This is a genomic window from Phenylobacterium sp. (assembly GCF_004799515.1).
Taxonomy (GTDB): Bacteria; Pseudomonadota; Alphaproteobacteria; order Caulobacterales; family Caulobacteraceae; genus Phenylobacterium.
The window spans coordinates 111,815-132,389 of sequence record NZ_SSMX01000008.1 but is presented as its reverse complement, the minus strand read 5'-3'; the positions used below and the strand labels follow the sequence as shown (position 1 = coordinate 132,389).

Here is a 20,575-nt window from a genome sequence, read left to right as displayed (position 1 = left end):
GAAAACATGACGGTCCAGTTTCCTGACTTCGAGCATGTGTGTAGCTAAGATATCCCACATAGTCTCACGGGCGCGACGAGCCATATTAGGTTGACAAATTCCGTAAAATTCGCATTTTACGAGTGCGAGAGGAATTCAGCATGAGCGACGCTTCCACGGTGAACGCGACGGAGTTCGCGCGGCACTTCACCCGCTACCGCGAAGAGGCGATCGCGAACAAGGTCATCGTGGTCACGAGCCACGAGCGTGTCGTCGGCGGTTATCTGTCAGCCTCTGAACTGGCCCACTACCGACTCCTCAAGGCGCGCGAGCGAGAGGTGCTTCGCGTCGGCGAGCTGGATGACGAGACCCTGGCTGACATCGCTGCCGCCGAATACGGCCGCGAGCCGACATGAGCTTTCCGGCTCCGAAGCCGGGCTTGGTCATCCGCTACAGTTTCCTCTGGTCCCACGAGGCGGCCGCGGGCGCCGCGGAGGGTTTGAAGGACCGCCCCTGCGCGATCGTTGTCGCCGCCAAGCTGGCCGACGGCGAGATCCGCACCATCGTCGCGCCGATCACCCATCTCGAGCCGGAGGATTCCGAAGCGTCCTTGGAGCTGCCCGCCTCGGTGTCCAGGACCCTCAAGCTGGATGGCGAGCGCCATTGGCTGAAGCTCGACGAACTCAATCGTTTCACGTGGCCGGGCTACGACCTGCGGCAGATCCCCGGACGGGACGGCGAGTACGCCTATGGGATGTTGCCCCAGCCGATCTTCGACGCGTTGCGCGCGAAAATCCTGTCGCGAAACAAAGCCGGGAAAAGCCGTAGCCTCAAGCGTGACTAGTCTGGCTTGGACCGACAGCCCAGCCAGTTCCGCACACTTTCAGCCTGTGCCAACCAGGACGCCGGCGCTGTCCTCGGCGGACTCTGTAGCACCGCGCAGGCCTCTTCCTTCTGGCCCATGCGATAGAGGGTCAAGGCGAGATACATGCGGCTGGCGGTGCCGCTTGGTTTCCATCTGGGTTCCGCTCTCCCGAAGAGGCGCGCTTGGTCCTCCAGGCTTCGCCGCCCTTCGAAGAACGCCGGTGCATGGACCCTGATTGCCTCGGCAAGCTCGGCAGGCCCATTGGGGTCGTTCTTCCACCATCGGTCACTACCGTTCATCAGCGTCCCGATGCGGTAGACCGACGGGAGAAGGTCCAATGGACGCTTCCACGGGATCGCCTGGCGGAGCAGCTCTTCGGTTGCTAGGTCTTTGCTCCAGAGGTTGGCCGTGGTGCCTGCGATCTGACTCTTCTGAAGATCGATCTCTTCCAGCACCGTCCCCACAGTGCGCGACCACGACCTCTCTCCGCGCTCGAACCCCATTGGGGCCAACACGTCGTTCAGCGCCGCGGCGTATGTTCTGCGGCTCATATGAAATCCTTCAAATTGTAGAACAGCAGGCGGACTGGGTCCTTCGTCGCATCCTGATAGCGCTGTAGCGCCCGCGCCCCGGCAGCCCGACCGCTTGGCGAGTCAGGTTTATACTCGATGTATTTCCGTTTGGTGGGCGCGAGCGGATCGCGCTTCGGCGTCCCGATGTCTGGCTTCAAGGGCTGCTGCCCCGACCGCGGCAGCTTGGGTTCGTAATCCCAACCCGGCTTCTGCGCCAATCGCTCCTTGAGTGCGGCGTGAGCACGGCGGCCCGCGCGTGTCGCCCAGTTGTCGCCCACCCGGAGGTAAGGTTCGCGCTCGACGAAATTCGTGATGGCCTGACCTGCTTCGGGAGCACCCTCGCCAACTACCCATTGCGCCGCGGCCTCCGGCAGGAACGGCAGCGCCGACGCCGCCAGCACCGGTGCGGCGAACCACGCGTTCTGCTGATCGATCTTCCGTGTGACGTCGCCAAAGGCCGCCTGCTTCCTTCGAAGATCCGCTAGCTCTCCATCCGTAGGCGCGGGTGCGCGCAACGCTCCGTAGGCGATCGTCTGGCCGGCTGCGGGCGCCGACGCCGTCGTTGCCGGTCTGCCGGCGCCATAGGCGGAAGGATTGGCTCGCGCGCCGCCGGGTAGACCTGAGGGCGCCGGACCCGGGGTCGCCACCCCCGGCCACTTCGCAGTCGCCGGAAGCGGATTGAACGTCAGAGGCGGCAGGAAAGGCCCGTCGAAGGGCGGTGCGGTCGGCTGAAGCGTCAGATCAGGAGTGGTGGCGGAATAGACCGGCAGCGTTTCATCCTGAGTGGGCGGGGCCGATCCCGAGTCGTCGTCAGGCCTTGCCGCGACGCTGTCGACCGCAGATGGCCCCGCCGCGGAATCCGAACCGGCGCCGGGCTCGGGTGCGGAATAGCTTGCGGACGCGGGATCCGTTTCGTCGGAGCCGTAGAAGAAGTCCTGATAGCGCTGATCGGCGGCCGCCTGCCGCGCCCGCTCAATGTCCGCGGGCAATCTGAGGTACCATTGAGTCAGCGCATCGCCATCCAAGTCTGCAGGGTCGGTCCAACCGTCGGGCACGTAAGCTCTCCTCATGTCGATAGGGGCGCGCGTGAAGCGCGGCGTTCACAGCGGAAGAACCGCTGCTCATGGGACGCTCCGTCAGGTGAGGGACACCCTGGAGAGCCATGCCGGGATGAAGCTGCCGTGATACTTTGGAAACGCTTCGCCGATTGATGCGGGAGAGTGGCGGCCGGTCGGTAAGTTTCGGTCGGATCGGTCGCCTCCGGCAGGCCGATTCTGCTAGAATGACTTCCTCGAATTGGGCCGATCGATCGCGATAGTTGGCAACAAGCCGAAAAATTTTCTCCGGAAATTCGCCAACGAATTCAACGAGCTCTTGAATTGTCAGTGTGCTGCACGGAAGAATCGTCCTCGCCGCGCATTTTTCTGAACGAAGTCAGTTGCCTAAAGGCATCGCCAACCATCGAGTGGGAGTAAGCGTTGCTGTATAATGTCAATAATATCAAATAGTTATGAATTCTCATTGATCATTGAGTCCGCATAGTCAATTGGCCGGCGCCGTGGTGGGACCTTTCGCCATCTATCGGTTCATGGGCCGTGAGACAGGCAATCGCGCGGTTCCGTCGGAAAAGCAGACGGTATTTTTCCGGCCAAGGGCGCAGCTTCGCGGTAGCTCAGAAATCAGCTGTTCCGGATAGTCAACGAGCAGCCCGTGTCGCACGTACGCGCCGCCGCGAAAACCACCCAGGTGCGGCGGCGAGTTCCTTTTGCAGCGTGAAATCCGGGTGTAGCATCGCCATGGATACGCGGCTTAGGATCAAGGCGTGGAAGCCATCATCGACCTTGTTTCCGATTGGGCGGGCAGCCGGGAGGCGGCGGGCGTTTGGTATTGTACGCAGCCGCTCGCCGCTTTTGGCGGCCGGACAGCGGAATCTCTGATGAAGTCCGGGGAGGCGAGGGCCCTTCGCAGCTATCTGGACGATCTCGCCACGGGCGGGTTTGCGTAGATACCCAGACAACCAACTCGTCCCGCTTGTGAGCGCTGACAGTCACGGGCCTTGCAGGAAGAGCGGTTCGCATTTGTTCGCGGTTTTGGTTGATTCCAATCGAGCGTCCAACGCGTTGCTGCGGACCGAGCGTTGCGAAGAAAAAGACGCCCGGCGAGCTGGGCTCGCCGGGCAGTCACGGCGGATGGAAGGCCCGCCGCTATCCAGCCGTTTGTGATGAGGATCAACTCTGTGACGGCGCGCCGTAACTCGTCTTCCTTGAGCGCTTTGGGCAAGCCGACGCAGGAGTGGAGCTGCGGGCCGGTGCAAGCCGCTTGCGCCTCACCACGTCTCACCGAATGGGCGAATTTCGGTTAGGAATGACCAAGCCGATCGCGGCTGATGCGCCACGTGCCAGACTTCGTCGGCGATGTCGGTTGGTCGGATGAAATAGTCATCCGGCTTGTCCGGGTTCCGCTCCCGCGTCCACGCCAGATCGATGACGGCATCAATCATCAGGAACGCGACGTGTACGCCCTTGGGGCCCATGTCGCGGGCGATGGACTCTGCCAGGATGCGTTGTGCGGCCTTGGTCGGCGCGAACCCGGCGAACCGGGCCTTCCCGCGAACGGCGGACGTGTTGCCCGTCACGATCAAGGCGCCTTCTCCGGCGGCTTCCATCTTGGGCGCAGCCCAGCGCGCCAGATGCAGAAGCGCCATGACGTTGACCTGGAAGTTTCGCTCAAGCACTTGCGGGTCGATTTCCAGGAAGCTTCCAAACGCTCCGCCAACGGCGTTGTGGACCACGACCTTTGGTGGGCCGCCAGCCTGCTGCTCGATACCTTCCAGCGCTTCGCCGAGCGCGTCGGTGTCCGCGACGTCGCAGGGGACGGCGAACGCGCCCGGCAATTCGCGTTCGAGGTCGGCCAAACGATCTGCGGTCCGCGCCAGCATGGCGACCTGATAGCCACCGGCATGGAAGCGCCGCGCCAACGCGGATCCTGTGCCCGGCCCGACGCCGGTGATGATCGCCAGGGGTTTCATGCCGCGCGCTCCAGCTCGGCGCGAACGAAGTCGAGCCGGTCGTTTCCGAAGAACATCTCCTCACCGACGAACATGCAGGGCGCACCGAAGACGCCGCGGTCAGCCGCCTCGCTCGTCGCCCGGTCTAGGGCCTGCTGCCATCTAGGGGCGTCGATCTCGCTGTCCAACGTCGCGTGGTCGAATCCCAGTCGGCTCATGAAGCCCGCAACATCCGCCGCACTGAGAAGTGGCTCGGGCGCCCCGCCCCACATGGCGTTGAACAGGGCGGTGACCAGTTCATTCACGGGACCGCGTTCAGCGGCCCAAAGGGTGGCACGGAGTAGCCGCTTGGAATCGATTTCCATGATGGCGGGATGACGCTCAAACGGGACGCCATAGCGCGAAACCCATCGCCGAAGATCGGCCTGGATGTAGCGATTCTTCGGCTTGCAGATCACGCTGGTGGGGACATTTCCCACCATCTCCATCACGCCCCTGATCTCGAACGGCCGGTAGAGGACTTCGGACTTCAGCAGCCGAAGCTGGGTGTGCGCGAGATAGGCGTAGGGGCTCCGGTAGTCGAAATAGAACTCTAGCTGGGTCAAGCCTCCGCCTCCTCTGTCCGTGGCATCGCCGCTCACCATTTTTCGGCGAACGGGCGGATTTCCTGCTCGAAGGTCCAGGCGTCGCGAGGCTGCTGGTGCAGCGCCCAGTAGGCGTCCGCCACCGCCTCCGGCCGCATCAGCTGATCGGGCTTGAGATTGGCGACGCCCTCGTCCCCGGAACGCTCGCGGATGCGCTCGCGCACCCAGGCGGTGTCCACGCCGGAGTCGATCACCAGGTGGGCGACGTGCAGGCCTTGCGGCCCCAGTTCGCGTGCCGCCGACTGCGCCATGGCGCGCAAACCGAACTTCGCCGCGGCGAAGGCGGCGTAGCCGACGCCGCCCCGCAGGCCGGCCGTCGCGCCGGTGAAGAACAGCGAGCCATGACCGCGCGGCAGCATCTGACGCGCCGCTTCGCGCCCGGAAAGGAAGCCGGCATAGCAGGCCATCTCCCAGACCTTTCGGAACACCCGCGAGGCGGTGTCCAGCAGCGGGAAATTCACGTTCGCGCCGATGTTGAACACGCTGAGCTCCAGCGGGGCCTCGGCTTCGGCGTCGCGGAAGAAGGCGGTCACCTGATCCTCGTCGCGGGCGTCCAGCGACCGCGCCACCGCGCGTCCACCGGCGGCCTCGATTTCGGCCTTCAGAGGCTCCAACAGCTCACCCTGCCGCCGACCCATGTAGACCGTGTAGCCCTCCGCCGCGAACTTCCGGGCGATGGCCGCTCCGATGAAGTCTCCGGCGCCGACAACGGTCGCGGTGGCGTTGCGTCGGGTTGGCTGGGGCATGGCTCATCCGGTCAGTTGCGCGTCTGTGAGTTCCGTTTTAGAACCTAATCGATCGGCGCATCAAGCGGGAGATGTGGCGTCGAGAGGAGACGCCTATGGGTCAGCGCATCGAGTTCTATTTCGATTTCGGCAGCCCGAACGCCTACCTGGCATACAAGGTCATGCCGGAGATCGAGGCGCGGCTCGGAACGCGGTGCGAGCTAAAGCCGGCCCTGCTGGGCGGGATCTTCAAGGCCACGGGCAATCAAAGCCCGGCGGTGACGCTGGCCGGTGTTCCGGCCAAGGCGGCCTACGAACAGAGGGAGAGCCAACGCTTCATCCAACGCCATGGACTGACGCAGTTCCGGTTCAATCCGGCGTTCCCGATCAACACCTTGCAGATGATGCGCGGGGCCATGCTGGCCAGGCGCCTCGGCGTCTTCGAGGCCTATGTGGCGGCGGTCTATGCGGGGATGTGGGAGCAGGCGCTGAACCTGGGTGAGGCCGCTGTGTTTCACGCGGTTCTCAACGCCGCCGGCCTGCCGACCTCCGAGTTTGAGGCGCACATCGCCGATCCCGACGTGAAGACGGCGCTGATCGCTTCGACCGAAGAGGCCGTCGCTCGGGGCGTGTTCGGCAGCCCGACGTTCTTTGTGGGCGACGAGATGTTCTTCGGGAAGGACCGCCTGCGCGATGTCGAGGAAGAGTATGTTCGGCAGGCCGCGAAATGAGATCCTATCCCGCCTTCGCGCGTCCGGCTCGCGACCCGGCGGCGGCGTCGGCCGGCATGTGGTCGCGGTTGGCGGCCCCGGGTCCGGGCAGAACCTGGACCTGCCGCGGATCGAGCGTCTCGGCGCATTCCGAGCACACCTGGACCGGGTCGAAGTTATGACCGCACGTCATGTGCCTGTGGAGCAGGGGACGGCCCTTCTTGCCGGACATGTGGACGTCGCCCCAGTGCACGATCGCCATGATGACCGGGTAGAGGTCCAGGCCCTTCTGGGTGAGCCGGTATTCGTAGCGCATGGGGTTCTGCTGGTAGGCGACCTTGGTGAGGACGAAACTGTCGACCAGCTTCTGCAGGCGATCCGCCAGGATCGGGCGGCCGATGCCGAGGCGCGACTGGAAGTCGTCGAACCGGCGCACCTTGAGGAAGCAGTCGCGCAGGATAAGCAGCGTCCAACGGTCGCCGATCACCGACAGGGTGCGCGACATCGAGCAGGTCTGCTCGCCCAACTCGTTCCACTGCATAGGCGATCTCCTCGACCCGGACGCGGCCCAATGTGGGTTCTAAAGTGGAACTGGCCTGCGCAGCGGTCAAGCGGCGGTCGCGTCGGCTTCGTGCGCCGAGGCTTCTCGGAGAGATCCTCGGCGATCGCGACGGTGCTGGCCCTGTTCGTCGCGACGGCGTCGACGGCGGTGGCCGCTGACTACAAGGCGCCACGGACTCATGATGGACATCCAAGTCTGGAAGGTCATTGGACCAATACCAGCCTCACCATGCTCGAGCGTCCCCGGGACCTGACCAGTCTGGTCCTGTCGGAAGATCAGGCGCGGCGCGCAGCCCAGGTGCGGAACCAGGCCGGCGACCGAGACTCACAACCCACCGATCCTCAGAGTCCGGCGCCCCAGGCGGGGCGCGACGTCGGTGGCTACAACGCTTTCTGGACCGACGCGGGCACGTCGTTTGCCAAGGTCCATGGCGAATATCGCTCCTCCTGGCTCATCGATCCCGCGGGTGGAAAGCTCCCCTATACGGAGGAAGGAAAGCGGATGTTCACAGCCGCCTTCAACCAGCAGCGGACGGCGACCTCCGATCCCGAACTCCGATCGCTTGGAGAGCGCTGTCTCCTTGGCTTCGGATCCTCGGCGGGACCTCCGATGCTGAATGTCTCGTACAACAACATCTACCAGATCGTGCAGACGCCCAGGGAGGTGGTGGTCTTCTCCGAGATGATCCACGACGCCCGCATCGTGCGAATGGACGCGCCGCACCAGCCTTCCTCGATGCGGCGCTGGATGGGCGACGCCATCGGCCATTGGGACGGGGACACGCTGGTGATCGAAACGACGAACATGCACCCCCAGGAGTCCATGCGGGTCTTCTACGGTCAGTCCCTCTACATTTCGCAGGATGCCAAGATCACCGAGCGGCTGACGCGGATTTCGGACAAGCAGCTCCTCTATCGGTTCGAGGTCGACGATCCGAGGGTCTACTCGAAGACCTGGCGCGCCGAGATGGTGTTCAACGCGACCGATGAGCCCTCCTACGAGTACGCGTGCCATGAAGGAAATTATTCGATGCCGGGGATCTTGGGGGCGGGCCGGAAGGATGAGGAGCCAAAGTAGAGCCGCGAACCCGGTTCGTCCGAATTCGGCGATAGTCGAACGGCCGCTCCTGCGCGGCTTGTGAAGCCAGTGACCGGCCAGGGCCTCTGATGTTTCAGCTGGGGAAATGAGCCGTGGCGTCGCCGGTCGCTATCCAGGCGGTGAGCAGAGGCTCCTCGCGTTCCGCCCCGATTGGCTTGCGGCCCGGCGAGCCGTTCAGCGCGCGTCGTCTAGCCAGACCACCGGCAGCACGATGGCGGAGGGGTGGGCCTTGTCAAAATAGACCGTGTTGGTCGCGACCCGCGGCGGCTTCTCCGCGCCAGGCTCGTCACCGTTGTTGTGGTTCACGACGAAGCGCGGACTGTTCGACGAGGTGATGTGCACCGCGATGCGATGGCCCTTCTCGAAGGTGATGGCGGTGTTCCAGAGGTCGATGACCAGTTTCTCTGGCGCGCCCGGCGTCATCATGGCGACATCCTCCGGTCGGCGGCCGTTGCGGTAGCGGGTCCGGATCGGGGCGTCGAGGACCAGCGCCTCATAGCCGTCGGGATAGACGTCAACCAGCTTCGCCTCGAAGTCGGTGTCAGGGCCATCGGTCGCGCCATAGAGCTCCACGGTGACCGGGCCTGCGATGGTGATATCATTGTCCAGGGCTGGGGTCTGGAAGCGTAGATAGTCCTGCCGGGGCTTGATCGCCCGCTGGTCCATCGGCCCACGCTCGAACTGCAAATTGGCCCCACCGGCGGTCGGCACGGGGTTCGCCGGATCGAACCTATAAGAGGTCTTGGCACCCTCAGCGTCCGGCGCCGTCTTGGAAAGGCCGTGGTCGGTCTCCAGGTAGTAGCGGGTCTCCCGATACGGCAGCGGCCAGTTCCCGGCCTTCACCCAGTGGTTCTTCGGCGAATAGGCGCCCTTGCGCGCGGCGACCATCACAAAGAGTTCGACCGGCGGCTCGTCCATCACCCCGTTCTGGATCCCCTTCAGCCAATAGTCGAACCAGCGGACCTCCTTGCCCTTGGCCCCGCCCATGACCGGGAAGAGGTCGTCCTCGCCGGCATACGCCAGGTCTCCGGAGAGCGCGCCGTGGCCGAACGGGCCCATGGTCAGGCGCTGGTTGCCGCGCGCGCCGGGCGCGCCGTGATTTTGGAGGAATTCGAAGTTCTTCACCGTGCCGGTGTTGAAGATGTCGTACCAGCCGCCGACGTTCCAGATCGGGATCGCCGCGTAGCTGATCAGCGGACCCGGCCCCAGTCGTTCGGTGAAGACGCTGCGGGTGGCTCCGGCCAGCGATCGCGTGATGGCTTCGTCACTCACGCCCTGCATCTTCATCCAGCCAACGGTGTCCTTGTCCTTCGGCACCCCGCCCAGGAACGAGGTCGAAAAGGTCTCGTTGGGCGCGACGATCACGAACGCCGCCTTCAGGTGCGGCGGGCGGGCGATGGCCGCAAGGTTCGAGGCGATGCCCATCGCTGAGGTGCCGGTGATGCCGATCTTGCCGTTCGACCAAGGCTCCGTCGCAAGGCCCTCGACGGTGTCGTATCCGTCCTCGATGTCGTTTGCGAAGGCGGCGTAAAACCCCTGGGAGTGGCCCTTGCCGCGCACGTCCTGCACGACATAGGCGTAACCTGCCTTCACGAACCGCTCGCCGCCCGCCGCGCGGTACATGTTTTGCTTCAAGTAAGGCGTGCGGCTGACGATCACGGGCCACGGCCCCTTGCCTTCGGGGAGATAGACGTCTGCGGCCAGCTTCACGCCGTCCCGCATGGTCGTGAAGACCTCCATGGTGGGCTTCGGCGCCGCGACTGCGGGAATCGGAGGTGCGGGGGCTTTCGGCGGCTGCGCGTTGGCGGTCGCGGCGAACAAAGACAGGGCGGCGGCAAGCAGGATCGGGCGCACGTTCAGTCCCCATAGGTTTGGCCGCCCAGAGGGCCCGGGTGGCAAATGTATGTCAAGCGGAATACATTGACGGAATGACGAAGCGAGCCGCCCCCCGCCGAAGCCCTCGCGACGGGGGTTACGCGCCAGGGGGCGAGGCCAGGGCGCGCATCATCGAGGCGGCGCTGCAGATCTTCGCCGACGAGGGTTATGAGCGCGCCTCGACGCGGCAGATTGCAGCCGCCGCGGCCGTGAATCCGCCGGCGGTGCAGTACTACTTCGAGAGCAAGGGCGGGCTCCACGCCGCCTGCGCCGAATTCATGGCCGAGCGCGTGACGGAGAGGCTCCGCAGCTCGTACGCCGTCGCCGATGAAGCTTTGGCCTCAGGAGGGGAGGGAGCCGCAGCTGACGCGCTGGTTGGCCTGCTCGACGCGCTGCTCTCGCTTTCCCTTGAATCTGACCCCTCGCCGAGTTGGAGCCGCTTCCTGGTACGCACCCAGGCCGAGCGGGTCGGCGCCGGCTATCCGTTGGCTCGCGATCGCATCCACGGGCCCCTCTTCCGCAAGTGCGCGGCGCTCGCGGCGACCGCCACCGGCGCACAGCCTGCGGATGAGGGGCCAAAGCTGATGGCTCTGCTACTCTTGAACCAGCTGTCGGCGTTCAGCACCCATCGCGACAGCACGCTCGCGGCCCTGGAATGGTTGGATCTGGACCGAGGACGATCGCAGATGCTCCGCGCGGCGCTGCGGCGCGCCACCTTCGGCGTTCTCGCGTCGCCTGCGATCTAGCGAAACGTCAGCACTTAACGTGAGCGTCGACCGCCAACCGCACGAGCTCGGGTACGCTCCCGACGCCCGTCTTCTTCATCAGGCTGGCGCGGTAGATCTCGACGGTGCGCGGGCTGATGCCAAGGTGGCGCGCGGACACCTTGTTGGTGTTGCCGTCCAGGAGTTGGCAGAGCACGTCATGTTCCCGGGGCGTGAGGCTGGCGATCGCCAGCCGGTGAGCGTTGCGGGCCTCCATCGGGACGTTCATCGCGAGCGCGGAGCGTACGGCGCCGAGAAGCAGATCATCCGCGTAGGGTCGCTCGAGAATGGTGGCCGCCCCGGCTTTCATGGCCTCGACGGCCTGGGTGACCTCGCCCTTGTTGGCGACGATGATGGTCGGAAAGAACACAGGCTTCGCGCCCAGTCGACCCAGGAACTCAAGCGCGTCCATGCCACCGGTCTGATACCCCGTGATCACGCAGCCCGGCGGCAACAGCTCGCAGGCCGCTAGAAACGCGGCGCCGTCGTCGAAGGTGCAGGGCGAGAACCCTTCTGCCCTCACGAGAGACGACAAGGCCAGTTTGGCGGGGCCGTCGCTCTTCACGACATACACGCCAGGTTTTCTGGACGTCACCGGCATTGTGCCTGGCGGCATGGGCGCTGCGTTCGCCTGTGCGGAGGTTTCAACTGACAACAGGCTTTGGCTCGACATCCGTGGGTTCCCAGCGGCAACGAACCTTGTTCTGCCACGCGCTGACGAATCAGTTCTGTCGCGGCGAGCACTTAGGGATGATCTTAGGTTGTGCGACCGCTCCGCTTGGGGAGACAAGCATTGGTTGCGGTGTCACCCCGTAGGGATCAGGGTGGCATATGGCCACGTTCGCTCCCTGCAACGCGCTGCTTCGCTCGCTGTCGAAGGCGGACCTCGATTCGTTGGAGCCAGCTCTCAAACTGGTCGATCTGAAGACCGGCGCGACGCTCTACGAAATGGAAGATCCGGTGGACTGGGTCTATCTGCCGGAACTCGGCCTCCTGTCCCTGATCACGGTGCTGGAGTCCGGGACGGCGCTGGAAACGTCCATCGTCGGACGCGAAGGCGGCGTGGGTTTCATCGAGGCGCTCGGCAGCGGCACGATGTTCACCCGGGTGATCGTGCAGGTGCCGGGCCAGGCTTACCGGGTGTCCGCCAAGGCCTATCACAAGGCCTTCGATGCGAGCGCTGCGATGCGCAAGGCCGTGCATCAGCAGATCGAACTGCTGCAGGCCGAAAGCCGCCAGGCGATCGCCTGCCACGGCGTGCATGCCGTGAAGCCACGGTTCTACCGCTGGCTCCTCGAATGTCAGGATCTGGCTGGCGGCATGAAGCTCATGCCCTTGAAGCAGGAATTCCTGGCGGTGATGCTGGGGGTTTCACGAACGACCGTCACGCGGATCGCCATGGACGCTCAGACGCGCGGGCTTCTGAAATATACCCACGGGTCCGTCGAAATCATTGACCGGGCCGGCATGGAGAAGGGCGCCTGCGAGTGCCGCGCATCGGTGCAACCTGCGGCGGATGCTGGAGCCTGATAGCGTGCTCGTCGCCGCGCCCGAGACAGCAAACGAAGCCCCCAACTCGAGGGCGCACGCGCCCCACAAACCTGCGGCCCACTCGGGCGCGTCAGGGCGGCCATAAGTCGGGCCGCCCCGCCGCGATGACCGGAGCCCCTGGGGGGACGGGGTTCGGCTACTGCGCATCTAAAGGCCCGCCGATCATCGTTGTTCCGCCTCGCCGCTGCGACGGTGACCTCCGAGGCGCGACGCGAGACTTCGAAAGGCAAGCCGCGCCTGCCGCGTTGTTGCGGTGCGATCGCCAAGAGATGCTTTTCGATGAGAGGCCTTGTGTCGAGGCTCGCGGGCTGGGTTGTCGATCAGGCGACGCGGCGGACCAGCGGACCCGCCGCGTGTTTCTTTACGCACTGATCGACTGCCTGCATGAGTTCGGCGATTGTCGTCGGCTTCGGCACGTATCCGCTGAAGCCCAGGGCGATGTAGTCGCTCAGAGTGCGGCTCACTTCTGAGGTCAAGGCGATCACCGGCGTATCGCGGTCCCAGCACGGAATGGCGGAGAGCCGGCGGACCACTTCGATCCCGCTCATCCCCGGCATGTTGATGTCCATCAGCACGAGGTCGAAGGCCCTGTGCCGCGCCAGGTCCAGAGCCTCGTCCCCCGAACCGACGTCGGTAACCTCGTGGCCAAAGCAGCCGAGGATCTCGCGCACGAGGCGACGATTGATGGCGTGATCGTCGACGTGCAGGACATGCAACGCTGGTCCGATAGGTAATGGACGGCCGGTCATCCTGATATCCGGTGGGGCGCGGTAGGCGCGATCTCCGATCAGGGTCGCACGGTCAGGGCCCGGCCGTCTGTGCCCGCGAGCACTTATGGCTGGAGTTCGAGCGTAGAAATGTCTGTTGGGCGAGGTGCCTAGGCCGCCAGGAAAGCCCGGGCTGTCCGGGAGACCACCCCAGCGTCGTAGGGCTTCGACACGAAGGTGGCCGGCAGGTGGTCGACGGGGCGCAGGATTGGCAACGCTGAGGTGATGATGAGATGCCGGGTGGGCGCCGCCGCCTTCAGGCGCTCGGCAAGGTCGATGCCGTTCAACGCGCCGGGCATGTTGACGTCAGTGAACAGCACATGGATTTCCGCTGCGTCGGCGTGAACCTGCAGCGCTTCTGCGGCGTGTTCCGCCTCCAAGACGTCAAAACCTTCCTCGAGAAAGGCATCCACCGCCAGCATGCGAATGAGGGTTTCGTCCTCGACGATGAGCACGATCGGCTTGGCGGGCTGGATCATGCGGGGTTAAGCGCGGCGGCGGACAATCGTTCCGCAAATTCGTCGTGCAACGTCAGGCGCTTGAACGCCTATCCTGCAGTGTGCGTATCGCCACCTTCAACATCAGCAACGTCAACAAGCGGCTTGCGAATTTGCTCGCCTGGCTGGAGGAGGTTCGGCCCGACGTCGTCTGCCTGCGGGAGCTGAAATGCGAGGATCGGGCCTTCCCGATCATGGCCCTGGAAGCCGCGGGCTACGGCGCCGTCTGGCGCGGCCAGCGGACGTGGAATGGCGTCGCGATCCTGGCGCGCGGCGCGACCCCGGTGGTGACGCGCGGAACGCTGTCCGGCGATCCGGCGGAAGACCAGGCGCGATACATTGAACCCGCGGTGCAGGGCGTCATTAGCCGAGTGCTGGCGAGACCCTATGAAATTCAGGCCCTCGCCGAGACGATGGGCGACGTGCTGAATAACCCGTAGGCGCCGAGACCCACTGCCGGTATGGCGCGCGTTCGCGAAAAGCTAACATCATCCGGGCCCATGCCTTCGAGATGGGCGTTGTAGCATAGCCGCCCATCGTGGCGGCGCTGTCCGGCGACGAGCACGGGCACAGGAGCCTGGTTTGCCGCCGAAATCGAAAAAGTCGCTGTGGGGTCCCAAGCACCTCCGGCTCGCCATTGACGCTGCCGGTGTCGCGCTGTGGTCGTGGAATGTCGACACCGACAAGTTCTCGATGGACGAACACGGCTTCAGACTTTGGGGCGTGGCTGGGGATGAGAAGGTTTCGTTCGAGGACCTCTCATCGCACATCCACCCGGCTGACCGCGATCGGGTTCGGGCGGCGTTCTCCGCGACGCGGGCAATCTCCGGGCCCTACGAGATCGACTTCCGGATCATGGTGGGCCGTGACGTTCGCTGGGTGTCCGCCCGTGGCCAGGGGAACGATGCCGATATCCTCGGCCGGGTGATGTTTGGGGTGTTCCTCGACGTGACTGGCCGCAAGCAAGCCGAAGAAGGCAACGAATTGCTGGCCGGCGAAATGAGCCATCGCGTGAAGAACCTGCTGACGATCGCCACCGCGCTGACGGCGATCACCTCCCGGTCAGCCACCAGCGCCGCCGACATGGCTAAGGATTTGACCCACAGGCTGGCGGCGCTCGGCAGAGCGCACGACCTCGTTCGGCCCGTTCCCGGGAAGGTCGAACATGGCGCGCTGCTTGGTGACCTGCTCTCGGTGCTGCTCGCGCCTTACGACGACATGGGGGCCTTCAGCGGGCGCATTCGCGTTTCCGTGCCCCGAATGGCGGTTGGCGAGGGGTCGGCGACCACTCTGTCCATGGTGCTCCACGAGCTCGCCACCAACTCGGTGAAATATGGGGCGCTGTCCACGCCGACCGGGACGCTCGACGTCTCGTGTGACTCGCCGGGCGAGAGGGTCGCCGTCGTATGGACCGAGCGCGGCGGACCTGAGGTGCCCGAGCCCGGAACGCTTGAAGGTTTCGGCAGCAGCCTGTTGCGACGGGGAATGGCCGATCTTGGGGGCGCCGCTTCTGTCGACTGGCTGAAGGAGGGCGTGGTGATCACCCTCACGATGGCGGCAAGCCGCCTGGGCGCGTAGGCCCTTTCAAGTCTGCCTTTGCTGAACAGAAGTCACTTTTCAGAGCGAAGTCATCCTGGTGCTCGAAGACGACGACGCCATGCAGCTCGTGAGCAGCGAGGCCTTGAGAAAGCTCGGGTCAACGGTCCACGTTCCAAGTCTCACGCAGCGTGCTCGATCCAAGGGTTGATACCCTGCCCAAACCCTTCGCTGTTATCGACTTGGCGATGATGTTTTGTGAGGTCCTGGATGCGCCGCCGCGGTGAGACCGGACGCCTGGTTCGACACAGAGCGAATCCCTAGGCGCCGGCCGTGCGCCGCCGCGCGCGGAAATCGCGAAGACTGAGGATGCCCACGACTTCGTTCGCATCCTAGACGTCAATGAGCGAAGCGTTGAAGAGCCGCTAGCGCAGATCACGGTTGATCCGCCAATCGCGGACGCTCCGAAGATCTGCTTCGAGTCATGTGTGCACGTTCGGTGCAACCGCTTAGAGCGGGCACAATGACCGCTACCCGTACGAGTTTGACTATGGCGACCCCTTCTTTGGAGTAGCCCAAAAAGGCCCTACGCAATGGGGACAGTGGCGACTCCGCGAATGCCTGGGGGGGCGGACGCAACGGCTAGTCGCGGCTACGCGCGACGATCAATCCGGCCAGGAGGCCAAGGCCGACGCCGATGCCGACCGCCGCGAAGGGTCTGGCCTTCACGAAGCTCTGAATCTCGTCGAACGCATCTTCGAGATTGTCCGTCACCGCGTTCGAAAGCTGGCCGTAGGTGTCCTGCATTGCGCCGGCGGCCTGATTGAGCTTGCCCTTCGCCTGGGTCTTGGCGTCGCCGGTCAGGCCGCCCACGGCGTCCTGCACATGGCCAACGCCCTCGCGCAGCACGCCTTCAATCCGTTCGTCGGTCATGGTGTCACCTGTCAAAAATCAAGATCGTCCGGCGGGCGAAGCAAGCTGGACCTTGTTTCAACGCAGGGCGGTGCGGGACGTTGCACGGCCAAGCCATCCAGAGCCGCTACGACGGGTCAGACGTCTGGCCGTTCCAGGACGGCGCGAATTTTCGTCGCCAGGGCATCGACGGTGAACGGCTTACCGATCATTTCGACACCCGCATCCAGCACGCCGTTGTGGACTACGGCGTTGCGTGTGTAGCCGGTGGTGAAGAGGATGCGCATTCCCGGTCGACGGCGGCGGACTTCGTCGGCCAGCTTCGCGCCGTTGACGTCCGGCATGACGACGTCGGTGAAGACCAATAGAATTTCCGGATGGGCGTCGAGCAACCGCAGCGCCGCAGCGGCCCCGTCGGCCTCAATGACGCGATAGCCAAGTTCGCTCAGCGCATCGACTGTGAATTGTCGCACTCCGGGCTCATCCTCCACCACGAGGATCACCTCGCGGTCGTCGCCGTGCGGCGCCTCTACCGCTTGCGTCGGAGCCTCATCGATGAGTGAGACGTCAAGTAGACGGGGCAGGTAGATCTTGATGGTAGTGCCCTGGTCGGGCTCCGAATAAATCTTCACGTGGCCGCCGGACTGCTTGACGAAGCCGTAGACCTGGCTGAGGCCGAGCCCGGTGCCTTTGCCGACCGGCTTGGTCGTAAAGAACGGGTCGAAGGCCTTTTCGATGACATCGGCCGGCATCCCTGAACCGCTGTCTGTCACGGCGATCAGCACGTACTGGCCCGCCGCGAGACCGATGTGGGTCGCGGCGTACCGTTCGTCCAAATGGGCGTTCTGGGTTTCGATCGTCAGCCTGCCGCCGTCCGGCATGGCGTCGCGCGCATTGACCGCGAGATTGAGGATGATGTTCTCAAGCTGGTTGGGATCGGCATGGGTGCGCCAGAGGCCCCCGGCCAGGACCGTCTCGAGACGCACGTCGGCCCCGATCGCGTGCCGCAACAGGTCCGACATCTCAGCGACCAGGCGGTTGGCCTCGATGGGTTTGGGCTGCAGGGGCTGCTGGCGGGAAAACGCCAACAAGCGCTGCGTGAGCTGGGTCGCGCGCCGAGCCCCATCGGCCGCGGCGTCGAGATATCGCTGAACCCGGGCGTCCGGCGCTTCAAGCCGCCGGCTGAGCAAGTCGAGCGAGCCGACGACCACGGCCAGCATGTTGTTGAAGTCGTGCGCGATCCCCCCGGTGAGTTGACCGACCGCATCCATTTTCTGCGATTGGCGGAGCGCTTCCTGAGACGCTGAGAGCGCCTCGGCCTGCGCTCGCTCCGTGGTGGTGTTCCGGCCGTTGGCATAGACGAGGCCCGCCTCGAAGGCGGCCGTCCAACCAAACCACTGATACGTTCCATCCGCCCCGCGCAGCCGGTATTCGTAAGGGTCGACGAGCGGCGTCTGCCGGATTCCGGAGAACGCTGCCACGGTCGCCGTGACGTCGTCGGGATGGGCGAAGTCCGCAAAATTCCGGCCGACCAATGCCTCGGCCCGCCATCCAAGCTGGGTGGTCCATGCGGCATTGACCGCGGTCAGGGTCCCGTCGAGTTTCACGACGGCCAGGAGATCCTGGGAATTGCGCCAGGCCCGATCCCGCTCGGCGGTCCGCTCGGCCACACGCTTTTCGAGGCTCTCATTGTGGGTCGCAAGCGCCTGAGCCGCGGCCTTTTGGTCGTCGATGTCGGTGTTGGTGCCGATCCATTGCTGGATCGCGCCGTCCGGACCGTGGATCGGCACCGCGCGGGCAAGATGCCATCGATAGACCCCGTCGGCGCGGCGCAGACGAAACTCCACCTGATAGACCTCGCCGCTTGAGAGGGCTTGGGCCCAGCGTTCGCCGGCCTCCGCGCGGTCATCGGGGTGCACCATCTCCACCCAGCCGGAGCCGTCGAGGGCGCCTGGGGCCGCGCCGCCATATTCATAAACCCGGTCGTTAAACCAGTTCAGCTGGCCGTCCGGGGGTGAGGCCCAGACGTGGTTCGGCATCGCCTGCGAAAACGCGCGGAATTCCGCCTCGCTTCGGGCCAATTCCGCCTGGGCCGCGCGACGCTCAGTGACGTCGATGAATGTGCAGATAGCGCCGTGATGGATCCCGTCGCGGTAGACCGGACTTACCCAGTATTCGACGGGGATTGCCGCCCCATCGAGCCGGAAGAAGAGTTCGTCTTCGATATGCGCCGGCGTGCCGTTCGCCGCACACTGGTAGATCGGACATTCGGACTTTGGGTAGTGTGAGCCGTCGGGATGGGAATGATGGATCACGTCGTGAAGCCGCCGCCCGATCGCGTCTTCCTCCCGCTCGAAGCCCATCAGACGCAGAAAAGTCTGGTTGCAGAGCGTCGTCGCCCCGTCCCGGTCGACCGCGTAAAAGGCCTCGCCGGAGGAGCGGAGAAGGTCGCCGAGATAGCCGCGGCTGTCGCTGAGCGCCTCTTCAGTGGCTTTTCGATCCGTGATGTCGACGGCCGAGCCCGGCAGGCGGATCGCGGTTCCCGCCGCGTCATAGTGACCGCGGCCGCGTGCGTACACCCAGACGATCGCGCCATCTTTTTTGAGCAGCCGGTATTCGCTCGCGAAGTCGTCCCTCGCCGCCAATGCGGCTGAAATCTCCGCGTTCACGCGGTCGCGGTCGTCGGGGTGGATGCCGGCGACGAAATCGGCGATGGGCCGGCCCTCGCGGGCCGCGCTCGGTTCGACCGAATAAAGCTCCGCGAACTTCGCGTCGGCGACCACGCGGTCGTTGACGATGTCCCAGTCCCAGGTGCCGATCGCGCCGGACGCCGTCAGCGCTAAGCCGTAGCGTTCCTCGCTGGCCTTTAAGGCGGCCTCCGCGGCAATTCGCTCGGTGATTTCCACGGCAGTGACCAGCACGCCGCCGACACCGTTGGCAGCGGTCGGGTCAGCGACCGGGCTGTAGGCAAGGGTGAAACGAGCGTCTTCCCATTGCGCGCCGCGTCGCTGGATCCTTAGGAGGGTGTCATCGGAGAAGATCGAGGGCGACTGCCGCGTCACAATGGCGTCGTGCAGGGGCGCGATCTGGTCCCAGACCTCGGCCCAGGCTTCGCGGGCCGGAAGTCCAAGCGCCCAGGGATGCTTGTCCCCGAGGATGGGCCGATAGGCATCGTTATAGATGAGAACGAAGTCGGGGCCCCAGCGAAGTGCCATCGGGAAGGCCGAGCCCAGGATGATGTCTACCGCCAACTGCAGGCTGGGAGACCACGCGAGCCGGGCGCCCAATGGCGTGTCTTGCCATGGGTGAGCTTGAACCATCTGCGACATGGCTTCGCCGGAGGTGCGCCAGCCGGACGGTGGTACATAGGCCTTAGGTTTCAAACAGTCCTCACGCCATTGGCGACGCGTCGCAGCGAGCAAGAGGACGTGCACCAACTTGTGACGTCAACGGCAGAGTTGGCCTATCGCGCGACAGGACCCCGCTGAGCGATTGCACTAGGTATGGGGCGACTTGCAGGCCATTCCGGTGGCCCGGCCTCCACTCCCGCAAAGCGCGCTCGCGTCCAGTTGGAGCATCAAAGGGTGCCCGATGCAGGCATTTGCGGACTCTTCGAGCGCGTCCCCTAGCCCGAAACTCTTAGGCGGGCATCATGCCTCTGGGCCCCTTGCCAAGTGGAATGCCGACGGAGGGAAACCTCGATCGACGCTTCGCATTGGCGGCCAAACGAAGCCGCGTAGCAGTCTTGTCAGCCGTTCTCCATGACGTAGGTTTTGGGGTCCTTGTCGATTGGCTTCACCCCGGTGACATGCTCCGCCTCGAACGAAGCAAAGCGCACGGCAAGGTCGTGACGGACCTTGAGCGTCGCTTGGCGCCGGAAATCGGTGAGGCCTTCGCGCTCTTCTTCGGCCATGTGATCGCCGTTCGCTTCGTTGGCGTCGGCAACCGCGTTGCGCCAGGCCGCCGTGCCGACCCGATGGTCGGCGACCGCCGCGACGGCATCGCGGATTTCGTTGTGGTCCTTGATGGCGTCCTTAGTCTCTGACGCCGCGCTAACCTTCCCGCCGGCGCCTTCGCCAACCTTCAAAAGCGCGGGGTAGAAGAGGTCTTCCTCTGCCTTGGCATGCACCTCCAAGAAGGTCGACAAGCGCCCCCAGACCGCGGCCAAGCTCTTCACGTCGTCATCGCCGATCTGATCGATGATCGCGAACAATCGGCGTTGCTCGTGGTGGTCGTCGAGGATGAGTTGCGTGATGTCCACGTCGAATGCTTCCGCCTAGACCGACCGTCGGCCCCGGAGGAAATGCAGCACCACCAAGATCAGAGCGACCACCAGGATCAAATGAATGGCGGCGGTGGTGATGTGGAAAGCGAAGAAGCCAAGCAGCCACAGGACCACGAGGACGAGCGCGAGGATTCCAAGCATTTGAGGATCTTTCAGCGGGGAAGCGGTCGCCTCCGGTCGGCCAAGGTAATCCGCCGCCAAGGTGAAGGTTCCGCCGGTGCGCAGG

At 64.6% G+C, this 20,575-nt stretch carries 23 protein-coding genes; 9 read left to right on the top strand and 14 right to left on the bottom strand.

The window, feature by feature from the left end:
* Positions 1-140: 140 nt before the first annotated feature.
* Positions 141-395: a hypothetical protein gene (locus E8A49_RS04465; protein WP_293376780.1), complete on the top strand. Its 255-nt coding sequence runs from the start codon at positions 141-143 to the stop codon at positions 393-395.
* Between the two features lie 23 nt (positions 396-418).
* Entirely contained in the window at positions 419-823 is a 405-nt protein-coding gene (locus tag E8A49_RS04460; RefSeq protein WP_293376778.1) for a growth inhibitor PemK, read from the top strand.
* On the opposite strand, the gene E8A49_RS04455 is transcribed toward E8A49_RS04460, so the two are convergent.
* Positions 820-1,395, bottom strand: a complete 576-nt coding sequence (locus tag E8A49_RS04455) for a DUF4304 domain-containing protein (protein ID WP_293376776.1) — start codon at positions 1,393-1,395, stop codon at positions 820-822. The two genes, E8A49_RS04460 and E8A49_RS04455, sit on opposite strands and share 4 nt — an antisense overlap.
* Positions 1,392-2,471, bottom strand: a complete 1,080-nt coding sequence (locus tag E8A49_RS04450; protein ID WP_293376774.1) for a hypothetical protein — start codon at positions 2,469-2,471, stop codon at positions 1,392-1,394. The genes E8A49_RS04455 and E8A49_RS04450 overlap by 4 nt, the downstream gene beginning before the upstream one ends.
* 767 nt (positions 2,472-3,238) lie before the next feature.
* On the opposite strand from E8A49_RS04450, the gene E8A49_RS04445 reads away from it, so the two are divergent.
* Entirely contained in the window at positions 3,239-3,421 is a 183-nt protein-coding gene (locus tag E8A49_RS04445; protein WP_293376772.1) for an antitoxin Xre/MbcA/ParS toxin-binding domain-containing protein, read from the top strand.
* 321 nt (positions 3,422-3,742) lie between these two features.
* Here E8A49_RS04445 and E8A49_RS04440 read toward each other — a convergent pair whose 3' ends face one another.
* Genes E8A49_RS04440 through E8A49_RS04430 form a run of 3 tightly spaced genes read right to left on the bottom strand, consistent with a single transcriptional unit; the run spans position 3,743 to position 5,813 of the window.
* Entirely contained in the window at positions 3,743-4,444 is a 702-nt protein-coding gene (locus E8A49_RS04440; RefSeq protein ID WP_293376770.1) for an SDR family NAD(P)-dependent oxidoreductase, read from the bottom strand.
* The gene (locus tag E8A49_RS04435) at positions 4,441-5,028 is read right to left on the bottom strand and encodes a 2-hydroxychromene-2-carboxylate isomerase (protein ID WP_293376768.1); all 588 of its coding nucleotides are present in this window, start codon (positions 5,026-5,028) and stop codon (positions 4,441-4,443) included. The genes E8A49_RS04440 and E8A49_RS04435 overlap by 4 nt, the downstream gene beginning before the upstream one ends.
* 32 nt (positions 5,029-5,060) lie before the next feature.
* Positions 5,061-5,813, bottom strand: a complete 753-nt coding sequence (locus E8A49_RS04430) for an SDR family NAD(P)-dependent oxidoreductase (protein ID WP_293376766.1) — start codon at positions 5,811-5,813, stop codon at positions 5,061-5,063.
* 95 nt (positions 5,814-5,908) lie between these two features.
* On the opposite strand from E8A49_RS04430, the gene E8A49_RS04425 reads away from it, so the two are divergent.
* Positions 5,909-6,523 (top strand): 2-hydroxychromene-2-carboxylate isomerase, encoded by a 615-nt coding sequence (locus tag E8A49_RS04425; RefSeq protein ID WP_293376764.1) that lies wholly within the window; start codon positions 5,909-5,911, stop codon positions 6,521-6,523.
* Positions 6,524-6,527: 4 nt separating this feature from the next.
* On the opposite strand, the gene E8A49_RS04420 is transcribed toward E8A49_RS04425, so the two are convergent.
* On the bottom strand, positions 6,528-7,043 hold the full coding sequence (locus E8A49_RS04420) for a helix-turn-helix domain-containing protein (protein ID WP_293376762.1): 516 nt from the start codon (positions 7,041-7,043) through the stop codon (positions 6,528-6,530).
* A 132-nt stretch (positions 7,044-7,175) separates the two neighbouring features.
* On the opposite strand from E8A49_RS04420, the gene E8A49_RS04415 reads away from it, so the two are divergent.
* Complete coding sequence (locus E8A49_RS04415) at positions 7,176-8,141, top strand: hypothetical protein (RefSeq protein WP_293376760.1); 966 nt, start codon at positions 7,176-7,178, stop codon at positions 8,139-8,141.
* A 195-nt stretch (positions 8,142-8,336) separates the two neighbouring features.
* Here the strand turns inward: E8A49_RS04415 and E8A49_RS04410 are convergent, their stop codons facing one another.
* Complete coding sequence (locus E8A49_RS04410; protein WP_293376758.1) at positions 8,337-9,902, bottom strand: CocE/NonD family hydrolase; 1,566 nt, start codon at positions 9,900-9,902, stop codon at positions 8,337-8,339.
* A gap of 188 nt (positions 9,903-10,090) precedes the next feature.
* On the opposite strand from E8A49_RS04410, the gene E8A49_RS04405 reads away from it, so the two are divergent.
* The gene (locus E8A49_RS04405; protein WP_293376756.1) at positions 10,091-10,783 is read left to right on the top strand and encodes a CerR family C-terminal domain-containing protein; all 693 of its coding nucleotides are present in this window, start codon (positions 10,091-10,093) and stop codon (positions 10,781-10,783) included.
* A 7-nt stretch (positions 10,784-10,790) separates the two neighbouring features.
* On the opposite strand, the gene E8A49_RS04400 is transcribed toward E8A49_RS04405, so the two are convergent.
* Entirely contained in the window at positions 10,791-11,375 is a 585-nt protein-coding gene (locus E8A49_RS04400) for a LuxR C-terminal-related transcriptional regulator (protein WP_293376754.1), read from the bottom strand.
* Positions 11,376-11,632: 257 nt separating this feature from the next.
* Here E8A49_RS04400 and E8A49_RS04395 point away from each other — a divergent pair, with 257 nt between their 5' ends.
* The gene (locus tag E8A49_RS04395; protein ID WP_293376752.1) at positions 11,633-12,331 is read left to right on the top strand and encodes a Crp/Fnr family transcriptional regulator; all 699 of its coding nucleotides are present in this window, start codon (positions 11,633-11,635) and stop codon (positions 12,329-12,331) included.
* A gap of 341 nt (positions 12,332-12,672) precedes the next feature.
* On the opposite strand, the gene E8A49_RS04390 is transcribed toward E8A49_RS04395, so the two are convergent.
* Both E8A49_RS04390 and E8A49_RS04385 read right to left on the bottom strand, forming a co-directional pair.
* Positions 12,673-13,101: a response regulator gene (locus tag E8A49_RS04390; protein WP_293376750.1), complete on the bottom strand. Its 429-nt coding sequence runs from the start codon at positions 13,099-13,101 to the stop codon at positions 12,673-12,675.
* A gap of 128 nt (positions 13,102-13,229) precedes the next feature.
* Positions 13,230-13,598 carry a response regulator gene (locus E8A49_RS04385; RefSeq protein ID WP_293376748.1) on the bottom strand — a complete coding sequence of 123 codons (369 nt, stop codon included), beginning with the start codon at positions 13,596-13,598 and terminating at the stop codon, positions 13,230-13,232.
* A gap of 80 nt (positions 13,599-13,678) precedes the next feature.
* On the opposite strand from E8A49_RS04385, the gene E8A49_RS04380 reads away from it, so the two are divergent.
* Together E8A49_RS04380 and E8A49_RS04375 are read left to right on the top strand one after the other, a co-directional pair.
* Positions 13,679-14,056, top strand: a complete 378-nt coding sequence (locus E8A49_RS04380) for an endonuclease/exonuclease/phosphatase family protein (protein ID WP_293376746.1) — start codon at positions 13,679-13,681, stop codon at positions 14,054-14,056.
* A gap of 142 nt (positions 14,057-14,198) precedes the next feature.
* Positions 14,199-15,194 (top strand): HWE histidine kinase domain-containing protein, encoded by a 996-nt coding sequence (locus tag E8A49_RS04375; protein ID WP_293376744.1) that lies wholly within the window; start codon positions 14,199-14,201, stop codon positions 15,192-15,194.
* Between the two features lie 600 nt (positions 15,195-15,794).
* On the opposite strand, the gene E8A49_RS04370 is transcribed toward E8A49_RS04375, so the two are convergent.
* The 4 genes from E8A49_RS04370 to E8A49_RS04355 all read right to left on the bottom strand — a co-directional run bounded on the left by E8A49_RS04370 (position 15,795) and on the right by E8A49_RS04355 (position 20,550).
* Entirely contained in the window at positions 15,795-16,085 is a 291-nt protein-coding gene (locus tag E8A49_RS04370; protein ID WP_293376742.1) for a CsbD family protein, read from the bottom strand.
* 116 nt (positions 16,086-16,201) lie between these two features.
* On the bottom strand, positions 16,202-19,351 hold the full coding sequence (locus tag E8A49_RS04365) for a PAS domain-containing sensor histidine kinase (RefSeq protein ID WP_293376740.1): 3,150 nt from the start codon (positions 19,349-19,351) through the stop codon (positions 16,202-16,204).
* A 461-nt stretch (positions 19,352-19,812) separates the two neighbouring features.
* A complete protein-coding gene (locus E8A49_RS04360; protein WP_293376738.1) occupies positions 19,813-20,325 on the bottom strand; it encodes a hemerythrin domain-containing protein in 513 nt (170 codons plus the stop codon).
* 15 nt (positions 20,326-20,340) lie between these two features.
* The gene (locus E8A49_RS04355) at positions 20,341-20,550 is read right to left on the bottom strand and encodes a lmo0937 family membrane protein (protein ID WP_293376736.1); all 210 of its coding nucleotides are present in this window, start codon (positions 20,548-20,550) and stop codon (positions 20,341-20,343) included.
* Positions 20,551-20,575: the final 25 nt, after the last annotated feature.